Source organism: Streptomyces sp. DSM 116793, assembly GCF_057320905.1.
Genome location: NZ_CM170494.1, coordinates 5312263 through 5325655 on the forward strand (window position 1 = coordinate 5312263; position 13393 = coordinate 5325655).

Annotated in this window: 9 protein-coding genes, 1 rRNA gene and 1 pseudogene; 8 read left to right on the plus strand and 3 right to left on the minus strand. The window is 72.4% G+C overall.

Translation table 11 applies throughout. The features are described 5' to 3' along the window. Window positions 1–50 precede the first annotated feature (50 nt). The 8 genes and pseudogenes from rrf to ACSMXW_RS20730 all read left to right on the plus strand — a co-directional run bounded on the left by rrf (window position 51) and on the right by ACSMXW_RS20730 (window position 8016). Window positions 51–167 (plus strand): 5S ribosomal RNA (gene rrf / locus ACSMXW_RS20695). A gap of 78 nt (window positions 168–245) precedes the next feature. Beyond that, complete coding sequence (locus ACSMXW_RS20700) at window positions 246–977, plus strand: HAD family hydrolase (protein WP_485798225.1); 732 nt, start codon at window positions 246–248, stop codon at window positions 975–977. Window positions 978–1022: 45 nt separating this feature from the next. Next, complete coding sequence (locus tag ACSMXW_RS20705) at window positions 1023–2270, plus strand: MFS transporter (protein ID WP_485798227.1); 1248 nt, start codon at window positions 1023–1025, stop codon at window positions 2268–2270. Continuing rightward, on the plus strand, window positions 2239–3411 hold the full coding sequence (locus ACSMXW_RS20710) for an acetoin utilization protein AcuC (protein ID WP_485798228.1): 1173 nt from the start codon (window positions 2239–2241) through the stop codon (window positions 3409–3411). The genes ACSMXW_RS20705 and ACSMXW_RS20710 overlap by 32 nt, the downstream gene beginning before the upstream one ends. A gap of 874 nt (window positions 3412–4285) precedes the next feature. Beyond that, window positions 4286–4495 (plus strand): helix-turn-helix domain-containing protein, encoded by a 210-nt coding sequence (locus ACSMXW_RS20715; RefSeq protein ID WP_212907930.1) that lies wholly within the window; start codon window positions 4286–4288, stop codon window positions 4493–4495. A gap of 362 nt (window positions 4496–4857) precedes the next feature. Further along, window positions 4858–4956: a 30S ribosomal protein bS22 gene (locus tag ACSMXW_RS20720; protein WP_003948845.1), complete on the plus strand. Its 99-nt coding sequence runs from the start codon at window positions 4858–4860 to the stop codon at window positions 4954–4956. A 237-nt stretch (window positions 4957–5193) separates the two neighbouring features. Then, window positions 5194–6207, plus strand: a pseudogene (locus ACSMXW_RS20725) (NAD-dependent epimerase/dehydratase family protein); the annotation flags it as partial. An 873-nt stretch (window positions 6208–7080) separates the two neighbouring features. Continuing rightward, complete coding sequence (locus ACSMXW_RS20730; protein ID WP_485798230.1) at window positions 7081–8016, plus strand: lysophospholipid acyltransferase family protein; 936 nt, start codon at window positions 7081–7083, stop codon at window positions 8014–8016. 291 nt (window positions 8017–8307) lie between these two features. Here ACSMXW_RS20730 and ACSMXW_RS20735 read toward each other — a convergent pair whose 3' ends face one another. The 3 genes from ACSMXW_RS20735 to ACSMXW_RS20745 form a co-directional block, all read right to left on the minus strand. Further along, entirely contained in the window at window positions 8308–9756 is a 1449-nt protein-coding gene (locus tag ACSMXW_RS20735; protein WP_485798232.1) for a hypothetical protein, read from the minus strand. A gap of 571 nt (window positions 9757–10327) precedes the next feature. Further along, a complete protein-coding gene (locus ACSMXW_RS20740) occupies window positions 10328–11572 on the minus strand; it encodes a DUF5667 domain-containing protein (protein WP_485798234.1) in 1245 nt (414 codons plus the stop codon). Window positions 11573–12093: 521 nt separating this feature from the next. Then, complete coding sequence (locus tag ACSMXW_RS20745; RefSeq protein ID WP_485798235.1) at window positions 12094–12927, minus strand: ECF subfamily RNA polymerase sigma factor, BldN family; 834 nt, start codon at window positions 12925–12927, stop codon at window positions 12094–12096. Window positions 12928–13393 lie beyond the last annotated feature (466 nt).

Here is a 13393-nt window from a genome sequence, read left to right on the forward strand (position 1 = left end):
ATCACATGGTCTTGCCCGTAGGGGTTGGGGTTGTGGTTGGTGGTGTGTGTTTCGGTGGTTATAGCGTGGGGGAAACGCCCGGTTACATTCCGAACCCGGAAGCTAAGCCTTACAGCGCCGATGGTACTGCAGGGGGGACCCTGTGGGAGAGTAGGACGCCGCCGAACTCTTTGTGAGAGAGCCCTGGTACTGGGTTACCCAGTACCAGGGCTCTCTGCGTTTTCCGCATCGTCTACTGTCAGGGCATGCGCTACGACTTGGTCATCTTCGACAACGACGGCGTACTCGTCGACAGTGAGCCGATTTCCAACCGGATCCTCGCCGAGTACCTGACCGAGCTAGGGCACCCCACCACATACGAGGACTCGCTGCGCGACTACCTCGGCGGCGCTGTGCACCGCGTCCACGACATCATCTTCGAGCGAAGCGGCCGGCGCCTCCCCGAAGGCTTCGACGAGGGGTACCACACCCGCGTGTTCGAGGCGTTCGAGCGGGAGTTGACCGTGGTTCCCGGTGTCCCCGATATTCTCGGGCGACTCACGGCCGCCGGGATCGCGTACTGCGTCGCCTCGTCGGGAAGTCACCAGCGCATTCGCGTCGGGCACCGCAAGACAGGGCTGGACGCATGGTTCGACGACAGCCGGATCTTCAGCTCGCAGGACGTCGGGCGGGGCAAACCCGAACCGGATCTCTTTCTCCACGCGGCGAAGCGCATGGACGTTCCCCCGGCGCGCTGCGCCGTCGTCGAGGACAGCCCACTCGGGGTACAGGCGGCCCTGGCGGCCGGAATGGACGTCTACGGGTTCACCGCGATGACGCCCGCCCAGCGGCTCCTGGACGCCGGCGCCCGGCAACTCTTCGACGACATGGCGCAGTTGCCGGACCTGCTGCTCACCGACCCGGAGGGCACCGGCGGGCCCGAGCGGGCGGCACCCGTGCGGCCCGTCGCGACGGCATGCGAGGACGAGATCGCCTGACGCATCTCTACCGGTGAGTAGCCCGGAGGCTTACGCTGTGCCGCCATGACGGAAGTGCTGCGGCGCGGTAGGGCTTCTCTGGCGTTTGCCTTCTTTGCGCAGGGCGCCACCTTCGCGCTGCTCGTGACGCGCATTCCCGCCATTCAGGACCGGTACGGGGTGTCCGACGCGCTGCTGCCCGCCTTCCTCGCCGCGGTGCCGGTGCTCGCGGGCGTCGGGAGCGTGTCCACCGAGCGCATGGTTCGGCGCCTGCGGCCCAGTCGCGTACTGCGCTGGTCGCAACCCCTGGTCCTGCTGGCCCTGCTGGCCGCCGGGTCCGGGCACCTGCTGTGGCAGGCGGCCCTGGCACTCGCCGCGTTCGGGCTGTCGGTCGGTGCGCTGGACGCGTCCATGAACATGCTCGGGGTGAGCCTCCAGCACGCGTACGGGCGCAGCATCATGCTCGGGTTCCACGCCGCGTTCAGCCTGGGCGGAATTCTCGGCGCCTCCCTCGCGTGGTCCGGGGCCCACTGGCAACTGCCGCTGCCCGTCACCTACATGCCCGTCGTGCTGGTGCTGCTGCCGGCGACCCTGCTCGGCAGCAGGTGGTACGTCGACAGCGGCACCGGGGCGGGGACCGGCGGCGCGGGCGACCCCGACGGCCCCGGGCACCCGGACGGCACCGCCCCCGCCCCCGTCCGCATCGCTTTCCAGCTGCTGCTGCCCTTCTGCCTGGTGATGGCGTTCGCGTACATCGGGGACTCCACGGTCTCCAACTGGAGCGCGAAGTACCTCCAGGACGTGCTGGGCGGCTCGGAGCAGCTCTCCACGGTGCCGTACAACGTCTACATGGCGATGACGCTGCTCGGCCGTGCCCTCGGCGACCTGGGGGTGCGGCGGTTCGGGGCGGCCGGTGTGGTGCGCTGCGGAACGCTGCTCGCGGCGCTCGGCTTCGCGGTGGTCGCGGTGGCGCCCGGCGCCTGGGCGGGCATCGCCGGCTTCACCCTGCTCGGGCTCGGGCTCTGCGTCCTGGTGCCGCAGACCTTCGCCGCGGCGGGGCGGCAGGCCGCCGAGCGGTACGGTCCCGGGGCCTCGGACGCGGCCGTCGCACGGCTCAACGTCTTCAACTATGTGGGCTTCCTCGTCGGTTCCCCCCTGGTCGGGGCGCTCGGCGACGCGTGGAACTACCGTGCCGCGATGCTCGTTCCCATGGCGCTGGTGCTTGTGACACTGTGCTACGCCAGGTCGTTCGCTCCCGGCGCGGCCCGATACGGTGGCGGGCATGAGCGGCCGCGCGCAGTTGATGTGGGATGACGCAGTATCGGGGTACGACTTCGGGCCCGACCACCCCATGGACCCGGTCCGGCTGGGCCTCACCAGGAGCCTGATCTCGGCGTTCGGGCTCGACCGCGAGCTGACGGTCGTCGCCGCCCGGCCCGCCGGCGAGTCCACTCTCCGGCTCGTGCACCGAGACGACTACATCGACGCGGTCAAGGCGGCCTCCGCCGACCCCGCATCCGCACACGGGGACTACGGCATCGGCACCCTCGACGACCCCGCGTTCCCGCGGATGCACGAGGTGTCCGCGCTGATCGCCGGCCAGTCCGTGGGTGCGGCAGAGGCCGTGTGGCGCGGCGAGGCCCTGCACGCCGTGAACTTCGCCGGCGGGCTGCACCACGCCATGCCCGCCGCCGCCTCCGGCTTCTGCGTCTACAACGACCCGGCGCTCGCCATCGCCCGCCTCCTGGAGCTGGGCGCGGAGCGCGTGGCCTACGTCGATGTGGACGTGCACCACGGCGACGGGGTGCAGACGGCGTTCTGGGACGACCCGAGGGTGCTCACCGTCTCCCTGCACGAACACCCCCAGACGCTCTTCCCCGGCTCCGGCTGGCCCGAGGAGACCGGAGGAGAGGCGGCGGAGGGGTCGGCCGTGAACGTGGCCTTGCCCGCCGGTACCGGCGACGCGGGCTGGCTGCGGGCCTTCCACGCCGTGGTGCCGGAGCTGGTGGCGGACTTCCGTCCCCAGGTGCTGGTCACCCAGCATGGCGCGGACACCCACTTCGAGGATCCGCTGGCGCACCTCACGGTGTCCCTGGACGCCCAGCGGGCCGTCCAGCTCGCCTGCCACGAGCTGGCGCACGAGCACGCGGAGGGCCGCTGGATCGCGCTGGGCGGCGGCGGATACGCCGTGGTCGACGTGGTGCCGCGGTCCTGGACGCACCTGGTGGCCATCGCCGCGGGCCGTCCCGTCGAGCCGGCGGAGCGGCTTCCCGAGGAGTGGCGGGGCGAAGTCTTCGCCAAGGGCCGGGGCGTGGCGCCCGGCCGGATGACGGACGGGCGCTGGCCCGTCGGCTACGCGCCCTGGGAGGACGGCTACGACCCGGCCTCCCGCATCGACCAGGCGGTGCGCGCCACCAGGAAGGCCGTGTTCCCGCTGCGCGGCATGCTGCCGTAGCGAGGGCACGATCGCGGTGCCGTGCCGTGCGCGGTGCCGTGCCGTGCGCGGTACGCCCGCGCTCGTCCCGGGCGGGTTTTTCCCGATTCCGCCTGTCCCGGCCCGTCCGATGCGGCAGCATCAGGGGCGTGTCCGGGGCAGTTCGGGCTCGCGCCGTATCACTGCGCGCCCCTCCGCCGCCCCGCTCGCGATCGCACACCGGCACTCCGACGCACCCCCGTCGGCGCCCCGCAAGCTCCCTCGGGAGGCCGTCGGGCCGTCGTCGGGCGGCGTCCGCGAGCTCTTCAACCGGCTCGTGCAGACGTTCCGTCGGCGCCGTATCGCATCGACCTCCGCTCATTGCAGGGCAGGCGTGTCGACAAAACGATCCAGTTCCGTCTACGCATCTGCAATCTCGGCGACGTACAGACGGTCGCTCTGGTGCGGGAACCCGGCGCACGCCTCGTAGCAAATGAGACCGGCGCACACACCCGTCCACCGCATCTCATGCGCACCGCGACGGTCGCGCCGGTGTGCCCCGTGCGGCCTTTCACGCAGCCGCCGCCGACTGTGGCGCGCGAGGTTTCGGTGCAGGTCAGAAGGGGTGCGGAGGTCTGTGAGTGGCGGGCGCGGGCCGGTTGGCGCCGAAGGCCCGCGTGGTCCGGGGGCGGCTCCCGAGGGGCGTTCCGCGCGTCGGTGCCGTACGCCCCCTCCTCCACCGGGCGCCTACTCGCTATGTACTCAAACGGGCGTGTCTGTCACAGTAGGCGGCTGAATGCTGCTCCTCTTCCCCACTCGCATCACCCGCCCCTACTCTGGGGAGTGAGCGCACAGCGACGAGGAGTCACCGGAGGGGAAGCCGGTGCCCGTCATGTGCGGAAGGTTCAGGTGTGTCATGGCTGCTGGCGAGAGGCCTCTGAACGAGGTTCAGTTCCTGACCGTGGCGGAAGTCGCCTCGGTGATGCGAGTGTCGAAGATGACCGTGTACCGCTTGGTGCACAGCGGTCATCTGCCCGCGATCCGGGTGGGGAGGTCCTTCCGAGTCCCGGAGCAAGCGGTTCACGAGTACCTTCGCGACTCATATGTGGGGGTGGAGACGGCCTGACGGTGGATGTCCGGGGACTCCGGGGGCCCGCCCGATGGGTGTCTCCCGGAGTTCTCTTCGAGGGGCGCTTCAGGGGCTCCTGGGGCTCCTGGGGCTCCTCAAAGGGTCCTCCAAGGGTCCTCCGAGGAGTTCTGCTGGTGTCCTCCGCGGGGTTCTCCAAGGGCTCTCCAAGGGTTCTCCACGGAGTTCTCCGCGGGGCGAGCCGCCCCGCCGAAGGCTTTTTCCGCCCCTCGATTACAACCCTGGCGGCCAGCCGGGGTAGGCTAGCCCTTCGTAGGTCGTGTGGGCCCCAATGCAGCCCCGCACCGTGTGATTGCCCCCCGTCGAGTGGGGGTCGCCATGAGAAGTGAGCGAGGGTTGTAGTGGGCTCAGTCATCAAGAAGCGGCGCAAGCGGATGGCGAAGAAGAAGCACCGCAAGCTGCTCAAGCGCACCCGCGTCCAGCGGCGCAACAAGAAGTAGCGTCCGCAGGATCAAGCGCGCGTTGTGGCCCTTCCACCACCGGTGGGAGGGCCACAGCCGCTTGCGTTCCGATAACGTCTCGCACGCGCCGTACCCACCCGGCACCGGTCCGGCTGTAGGACAGTACGGACGGCGCGTGATCAGGGGCGGCGCGGCGTCGGTGCACCGCGCCGGTCACGGCGTACGGTCGGCACCACACGGCACGGCGCTCCGCGGATGGGAAGGCAGGCGCTGATCTTGGGCAGGATCGTGCTCGTGACCGGGGTGGCCCGGCAGCTCGGCGGCCGGTTCGTCCGGCGGCTGACGCGGGACCCCCAGGTCGAACGGGTCATCGCGGTGGACGCGGTCACGCCCGAGCACGAGCTGGGTGACGCCGAGTTCGTGGCGGCCGACATACGCCAGCCGGCGATCGGCCGGGTGCTCGCCGAGTACGCCGTCGACACCGTCGTGCACATGGACGTCTCCGGTACCGCGCTCGGCGGCGGCAGCCGCGGCGCGGTCAAGGAGACCAACGTCATCGGCACCATGCAGCTCCTCGGCGCCTGCCAGAAGTCGCCCACCGTCCGGCGTCTCGTGGTGAAGTCCTCCACGAACGTCTACGGCTCCGCGCCCCGCGACCCCGCCGTCTTCAGCGAGACCACGCCGCCCAAGTCGCTGCCCGGCGGCGGCTTCGCCAAGGACGCGGTCGAGGTCGAGGGGTACGTACGGGGCTTCGCGCGGCGCCGCCCCGACGTCGCCGTGTGCATCCTGCGGTTCGCGAACATCCTCGGCCCCACCGGGGACACCCCGCTCGCCGAGTACTTCTCGCTGCCGGTGCTGCCGAGCGTCTTCGGCTACGACCCCAGGCTCCAGTTCGTCCACGAGGACGACGTGCTGGACGTGCTGAGCCTGGCGGCGTACGAGGCGGAGCCGAGCGCCCTCAGCAGCGGCACGTTCAATGTGGCGGGCGACGGGGTCCTGCTGCTGTCGCAGTGCGCGCGGCGCCTCGGCCGGCCCACCGTGCCCGTCCTGCTGCCGGCCGTCACCTGGGCCGGCTCGGCGCTGCGGACGGTCGGCCTGACGGACTTCTCGCCGGAGCAACTGCGGCTGCTCACGCACGGACGGGTGGTGGCGACCCGGCGGATGCGGGAGACACTCGGGTTCACGCCCCGGTACAGCACCGCCGAGACGTTCGCGGAGTTCGTCCGCACCCGCGGCCCCGGTCTGCTGCCGCCCGAGAGCGTGGCGGCGGCCGTCGACCGGGTGGCGGCGACGCCGTTCGTGAGGCGTGCGGTGGCGTGGGCGGCGGGCGGGTTCGGCGTGGGCGGCGGTCCGGACGTGGGCGGTGCGTCTGATGCGGCCGCCGCGTCCGGGGTACCCGGTGCTGGCCGTGCACGCCGTGCGTCCGGTGCGTCAGGTGCAGCCGGCGCGTCTGATGCCTCCGGTGCCCACGAGCGCCGTTCCGGCCAGCGTCGATAGAGGAGCGCAGCAACGATGGCGGACGCCAAGGTCATTCCCTTCGACGACGACAGGGCGCGCGGAAGCGCCCAGCGCGCCGGGCGCCGCCGTGGCCCGGCCGCGGGCTCCGACGGCTCGCGCGGCAGGGACGGTAGGGACGGCAGGGGCAATCGGGAAGCCCGGGACGACGGGGACGGCCGCGGTGGGCGGGAGGCCGACGGCCCCCGTGACGCCGGCGATGTCCGTGCCGTTCGTGACGCTCATGACGCCGACGGCGCGGAGGGTGCGGCGCATACGGACGGCTCCGGGGCGGGCCCGGTGGGCGAGGTGGCGACCCTGCCCGGCCAGCAGGCCCACCGCACGGAGGCCCGCGCGACGGGCGGCGGTGGCCCGGCAGCGGGCGACGCGACCGCCGGTGACGCGGCGGGGCAGGCCCGGGCGGCGGGCTCCACGAGTGCTGCGGGACGGGGTCGTGGCGCGCGGGCGGGCGGCGGGGACGCCGGTGGCCGGGCCCGCGGTGGCCGGGCCCGCGGTGGCGCGCGGCCCGGTGAGGCGGGTGCCGGTGCCGAGGGGGCCGGTGGCGAGAGGGCAGGTGGCGAGAGGGCAGGTGGCGAGAGGGCAGGTGGCGAGAGGGCAGGCGGAGACGCGGCCTCTGGCGAGAGGGCAGGGGGAGACGCGCCCTTTGGAGTGGCGGCCTCTGGCGAGCCGACCGATGCCGAGGGAGCCGATGGACAGGGAGCCGATGGGCAGGCGGGCGGTGGACGGGCGGGCGGTGGTGAGGCGGGCCGCTGGGAGCGGCGTCTCGCGAGCGGCCTCGCCTTCCTGCGCCGCCGCCTCACCGGCAACTACGAGGTCGACGACTTCGGCTACGACCCGGAACTCACCGACCAGGTCCTGATGTCGCTGCTGCGGCTCCTCTACGAGAACTACTTCCGCGTCGACGTCAAAGGCATCGAGAACATCCCGTCCGAGGGCGGGGCCCTCATCGTCGCCAACCACTCCGGCACATTGCCGCTGGACGGGCTGATGATGCAGGTCGCCGTGCACGACCGGCACCCCGAGGGACGGCACCTGCGACTGCTCGCCGCGGATCTCGTCTTCATGCTGCCGGTCGTCAACGAACTCGCCCGCAAGGCCGGCCACACCCTGGCCTGCGCGGAGGACGCGGAAGTGCTCCTCGGGCGCGGTGAGCTGGTGGGCGTGATGCCGGAGGGCTTCAAGGGGCTCGGGAAGCCGTTCGCCGAGCGGTACAAGCTCCAGCGGTTCGGGCGGGGCGGCTTCGTCTCCACGGCGCTGCGTGCCGGCGCTCCGATCGTGCCGTGCTCGATCGTCGGGGCGGAGGAGATCTACCCGATGATCGGCAACGCCAAGACCGTGGCGCGGCTGCTGGGCTTCCCCTACTTCCCGGTGACGCCCACGTTTCCCTGGCTGGGGCCGCTGGGGGCGGTGCCGTTGCCGACGAAGTGGACGATCGAGTTCGGGGAGCCGATCGAGACGGAGGGGTATGCGCCGGAGGCGGCGGAGGATCCGATGCTGATGTTCAACCTCACGGATCAGGTGCGGGAACGGATTCAGCACACGCTGTACCGGTTGCTGGTGCAGCGGAGGTCGGTCTTCTTCTGAGTGCCCGGCTGCCGCGGTCTTCTTCCGAGTGCCCGGCTTCGCCGGGGCGGGACCCTGCGGGTGCGGTGGGGCCGTTCGCGCAGTTCCCCGCGCCCCTTCTTCGTGGGGCGTTCCGTGCCGGGTTCGTACCTGCGGGTGCGTCGTGGTTGTTCGCGCAGTTCCCGGCGCCCCTTCTGCGGGCCGGGGCTCGTCCCCAGGTAAGGGGCACGCCCGGACAGGGGCGCGGGGAACCATGCGCCAAGCCGCGTCGGACCCGTCGGTCCGGGAGTCTCCGGTGCCTCCGGAGCCGCGTCACCGGATGCGGCTCACCCGCTCGCGTAGCCAGAAAGGGCGGGTGGCGCGCTGCTGCGGAAAGCGGTGGAGGTCCCTGCGGTACCGGCTGCGGGGCGGGGGGTCCTGCCAGACGGGCGGGGCGTGGCCGTGCTCGTCGCGGAACAGGACGTCCCAGCGTCGGCCACCGGACCCGCCGGACCCACCGGACGGTGTGGCCCGCTCCTTGGTGATGGTGAGGGTCTGGACGTAGGGGGCGCCGGCGCCGGCTCGGTAGGCGGCCTCCCGCAGCCGCCACAGGGCCGTGCGCTCCGGGAAGTCCGTGAGCTGGAGGACGGTGTGCCCGGCGGGGTCCTGGGCGCCGTCCTCGGTCCCGGCCGCGCCCCAGCCGTGGAAGGCGGGCGGCGGGTCCACGTCGAGCTGCACCTCCTGGTGGCCCAGGACGGCCCGGTGTTCCAGCCGCAGCGTGCGCCAGTGCTCGGGCGCGTGGGCCACGGCGGCCGCGGCTATGCGGTCCTGGAGGGCGGCCCTCTCGTCGTCCGGGAGCGGCCGCTCCAGGGCCTGCCAGGCGCGGACCTGCGCCGGCTTCGGCTTGCGTGGCGCGTACATGCCCCGGTCGCCGTCGAAGGTGAAGGAGAAGAACACCACGCGACCGGCGAACGCCTTGAAAGCATCACTGTTGTAGTACTGGAACGCGAGCAGCCAGAAGTTGAACGAGAACGTCACCTCGGTGTCCGTCCTGCGGTACGAGACGGGGCTGTGCTCCGTGAGCCATGCGCCGACGGCGTTGTCCCGGCCGAGCGCCACGCCGAGCAGCCACTGCACGACGCCTTCCACGGCCAGCACGGCGCAGAACCAGAGCGTGCAGGTGGCGACGGTGAGCGGCATGCCGAGCCAGGCCGGGACCAGGCCCGTCCAGAAGTGGTACGTGTGGCTGGGCACCCCGGTCACGGCGGTCTCGACGATGCCGGGCAGCAGGGTCGCGTAGCCGGCGAGCAGGGCGAAGGCCGCGGTGTTCAGCAGGTAGCGGAGCAGGCTGAGCGGGTGCCGGGTGAAGGGCCACTGGGGGCGGATGCCGACCATGGCGCTGCCGCAGTGCAGCAGCAGTGTGAGCAGTGCCCCCGCGACCGAGAGCAGCGCGACCGGCTTGTGGAACCCGGGGTGCTGGAACCGGACGGAGATGGCGTAGCTGAGGTACCCGGAGAGGACGCACCGGGTGAGCCAGACCACGGTGATCAGCAGCTTGCCGAGGAGCACGGTGGGCCGCGCACGCGGCACCCCTTCGCCGGGTGCCGGCCGCATGGGCGGCCAGGACAGCAGCAGGAACGAGGCCAGCACCAGGGCGATGGCCAGTGACAGGTGGTGTCTCGCCTGGCCGTGCACATCGCCGAACGCCGAGTAGAGGCCGAGCCCGATCAGGGCGAGCACGCCGAGGACCAGCGCCGCACCGCGAGCCCCCCGCCCCGTCATTCCCTCATCCTAACGCCGTGTGCCCCAGCGGGACTTGACTTGAACCGTATGGCCCGCACAGCCCCCGTCCCGCACGACCACCGTGCCGCCGCACGTCCCGCACAGCCCCGTCCCGCCGCACGTCCCGCACGACCACCGTGCCGCGGTCCGCACGGTCACCGTGCCCCGCACGCCTGGCCAGCCACCGTGCCCCGCACGCCCGGCCGGCCACCGTGGCCCGTACGCCCCGCACCGGTCAGCCCAGCCCGGTTCGCCTGGGCGCCGCCCCGGCCGGTCGCTGCCGATCACCGCCCGGCCGGTCGGCGTTGGTCTCCGCGTCCACCGGTCCGCCCCCGCCGTCGCCCCGGCCGGACCAAGCGGTCCCCACCCGGCGGCCGGGTGCCCCGGGCCCACAAGGGGCCTCAAGAGGGACGCGGGGGCCACAGGAGAGCCCCGGAGGGCCGCACAGGGCCGGCCGGGAGCCGTGCCGCACAGGCCTCGCGCAGGGCCCGCGCAGGGGCCGCCGCAAGGAGCCGTGCCGCACAGGGCCACAAGGAGCTGTAGGGGGCCCTTCCCTGCGGGGCCGTACGGCCTACCTCCTGCCGCCGCCCTGGCCGTCGATGCCGAGTCCGAGGACGTCCGGGAGAAGGGGCGGGAGGGTGATCTCCGGCTCGGGGGTGCTGCTGCGGCCGCCCTTGGCGGACGGGCTCGGGGGGTTGGTGTCGGTCGTCGGGGGATCGAAGAGGTCGCCGGGGGAGCTGCCGAGCAGGCCGCCGCCGTCGCCGGAGCCGGAGGTGGACGGCTCGGGGTCGCCGGTGCGCTCGCGGTGGCCGCTCTTGGAGCCGGACGCGGACGGGGCCGGGTCGCCGGAGCCGGACGGGCCGCCCGAGCCCTGGCCCGAGCCGGGGCGCTGGGTGCCGGGGCCCTGGGAGGGGGTGCGCGGCAGCAACGGGCGGAGCGGGTCGACTTCCTGGTCTATGGCGTCGAAGACCGACGTGACCTGGTCGCGGACGTCACCGAGCTGGACGGGCAGCTGGTCCCGGAGGGCGGTCCAGCTGTCGCGGTGCGACTGGGAGAACGAGGAGAGCGCCTCGATGGGCGCGAGGGAGCCGTCGCGCTTGTAGGCGGCGAAGAGCAGGCGGTGGCCCTCGGACGCGTCATGGCGCATGCCGGACAGGGCGTGTCTGACCTCCGAGACGGACTCCGTGTCGAGCGGGCCCGAGCGGCGGCGCTCCATGAGTCTTCGGGCCTCGTTGAGCCGGGTGGAGGCCTGGTCGAGGTAGATCTGCCCGCGGGCGGCGTCGTTGTCCGCCAGGCCCAGCTTGACGTCCTCCATGCCGCGCTTGAGGCCGTAGAGGGAGTCGCCCGGGAGGGCGTCGGTGCTGGCCGCGGCCACGCCGCCGAAGGCGCCCGCGGCCACGCCGACGGTGAGCCCGCCCGCGGCCAGGCCCTTGGTGAGGCGGGTCCTGGGGCGCAGCCCGCGCAACGGTCCCGCGCGGTGGGACTTCCGGCGGCGGGAGCGCTGCTCGGGGACGGCGGCGTCGGGGGCGTCGGTGGCGCCCGTGGCCTCGCCCGGGGCCTCGCCCGGGGCCGTGCCGCCCTGTTCCAGGGCCTCCATGGCGGCGACGAGCCGGGCGCGCTGGACGGCCTTGACGTCGCGTTCCAGCTCGGGCCTCGGCAGGTCGGCCAGGCCTCCGGCCAGCGCCAGCATCCGGGTCTGCTCGGTGCCTTCCGCCGGCTCTTCGGGGCGCTCGGCAGCGGTGCCCCGGGCGGATCGCTCCTCCAGGGCCCGGGCGAAGGCGTTCGCCCGCCGGTGTGCCGATACGTTCGCGATCACTGGCGGCACCTCCTCTCGTCATGACGGTCGACTCCCCAGGGGACCCTGGGGGTTGCGGCGTCCAACCAGGCTCACACGATCGGGTGAGCCAGGGCAGTGGGCGTGCAACCGCAGGGAGCCTGCATCTCGCACAACGAGTGGCGCGGCACATGGGTTACGGACGAAAGATGATCGGATCGTGACGCCAACTGTCTTTCACCGTAAGTGAATTGACAATTGCTCTCTGTGTGCGCAAGGGGTGTTCGCGCACGGCCATGGGTGGGGTAGAGGGATGGGTACAGCGGGAGGCGGGCGCCGCGGGGTGGGGCTGCGGGCGCTGTGGGCGGGCCGGTGGGTGTCCGCGAAGACGGCGGGGGGCGTGGGCACGCTCGGCGGCGGCCGGCCGGGGAGGGGGGCTTCGGGGCCTGAGGTCTCAGGAACCTGGGGGATCTGAGGAACTAGGGGATCTAGGGGATCTGGGGAACCTGGGGATCTGAGGAGCTGAGGAGCCTGGGGAATCCGAGGAGCCTGAGGGTGGGGGCTCAGCGGGCGTCGTCGGGGAGCAGGCGGGCGAGGGTGCGGACCGCCCGGTACTGGAGCGTCTTGATGGCGCCTTCGTTCTTCCCCATGACGCGGGCGGTCTCGGCGACCGAGAGGCCCTGGAGGAAGCGCAGGGTCACGCACTCCTGCTGCTGGGGGTTGAGGCGGCGTACGGCGTCGAGCAGGGCGGCGTTGGACAGGGACTCCAGGACGGAGTCCTCGGGGCTGCGCTCGACCTCGTTGGCGTCGAGCATCTCGCCGGTGGTGACCTCCAGGCGGAAGCGGCTGGACTTGAAGTGGTCGGCGACGAGATTGCGGGCGATGGTGACGAGCCAGGCGCCGAAGTCACGGCCCTGCCAGGTGAAGGTGCCGATGCGGCGCAGGGCGCGCAGGAACGTCTCGCTGGTGAGGTCCTCGGCGGTCGCCTTGCCGCCGACGCGGTAGTAGATGTAGCGGTAGACGGTGTCGCTGTACTGGTCGTAGAGGCGGCCGAAGGCCTCGGCCTCGCCGGCCTGGGCGCGCTCGACCAGCTCCATCATCCGGGCGCTGTCGCTGTCGGCGGCCGGGCGGCGGGCGGTGGGGGTGGCGGCGGCCTGGGTGGCGCGGCCGCGGCGGCCGACGGCGGCGCTGCCGTCGGCCAGGGCGTAGCACGGACCGGAGGGTCCGGTGGGGCGGGGTGCGGTGCGGGTGGGGACGGTGGCGGCCGCGGGCACGGCGTACGCGGTGGGGGTGGCATACGCGGTGCGGACGGTGGGGACGAAGCCGCGCAGGCGGTCGAGGACCGTAGCGCGCAGCGTAGCCAGGCCCGAGGCGTCAACCCCGACGTGTGGGTACACAAGACTCCCAGAGGCAGAGCTTCCATCACGTGCAGTACGGGACCATTCACCCGTCGTGGCGACGCGTGGGTACCGGTTTTCGTCTGAGGAGAATAACGCTTCGTACAGGCGGCGCTACACCCAGTTGCCCAAATCATCGGTTCCGTCGCTTCTGTTATCGATCGACGACCGTTCAAGTAGCAATCGGTGACCGAATGTTGATCGATTGGGTTCGGGTTCGGTCTGGTTCCGAGGTGTGTTGTGGTCGAGTGGCATCAACGCGACTGGCGAGGGGTGTACGCGGGTAAGACGGCAAGATTGCCGCGTGTCCGCGCTTGTGTCGGATTGTGTGTCCTTGCGCCGTACGGACGCATGTGGCGGGCCCGTGGTTGGGCCGAACGGAGCGTGCGGTTGTACTCCGTACGTAGGTGGGGGGCGCGGTGGACACGCAGCGTGACATGACGCGGGCCGAGCCCCGGCCCACCCG

What these genes read in the sequence shown, in the direction of transcription:
- ACSMXW_RS20710 (WP_485798228.1), top strand. Translation starts at nt 2,239, where the DNA reads ATGAGCGGCCGCGCGCAGTTGATGTGGGATGACGCAGTATCGGGGTAC.
- ACSMXW_RS20735 (WP_485798232.1), bottom strand. Translation starts at nt 9,756, where the DNA reads ATGACGGGGCGGGGGGCTCGCGGTGCGGCGCTGGTCCTCGGCGTGCTC.
- ACSMXW_RS20715 (WP_212907930.1), top strand. Translation starts at nt 4,286, where the DNA reads ATGGCTGCTGGCGAGAGGCCTCTGAACGAGGTTCAGTTCCTGACCGTG.
- ACSMXW_RS20705 (WP_485798227.1), top strand. Translation starts at nt 1,023, where the DNA reads ATGACGGAAGTGCTGCGGCGCGGTAGGGCTTCTCTGGCGTTTGCCTTC.
- ACSMXW_RS20700 (WP_485798225.1), top strand. Translation starts at nt 246, where the DNA reads ATGCGCTACGACTTGGTCATCTTCGACAACGACGGCGTACTCGTCGAC.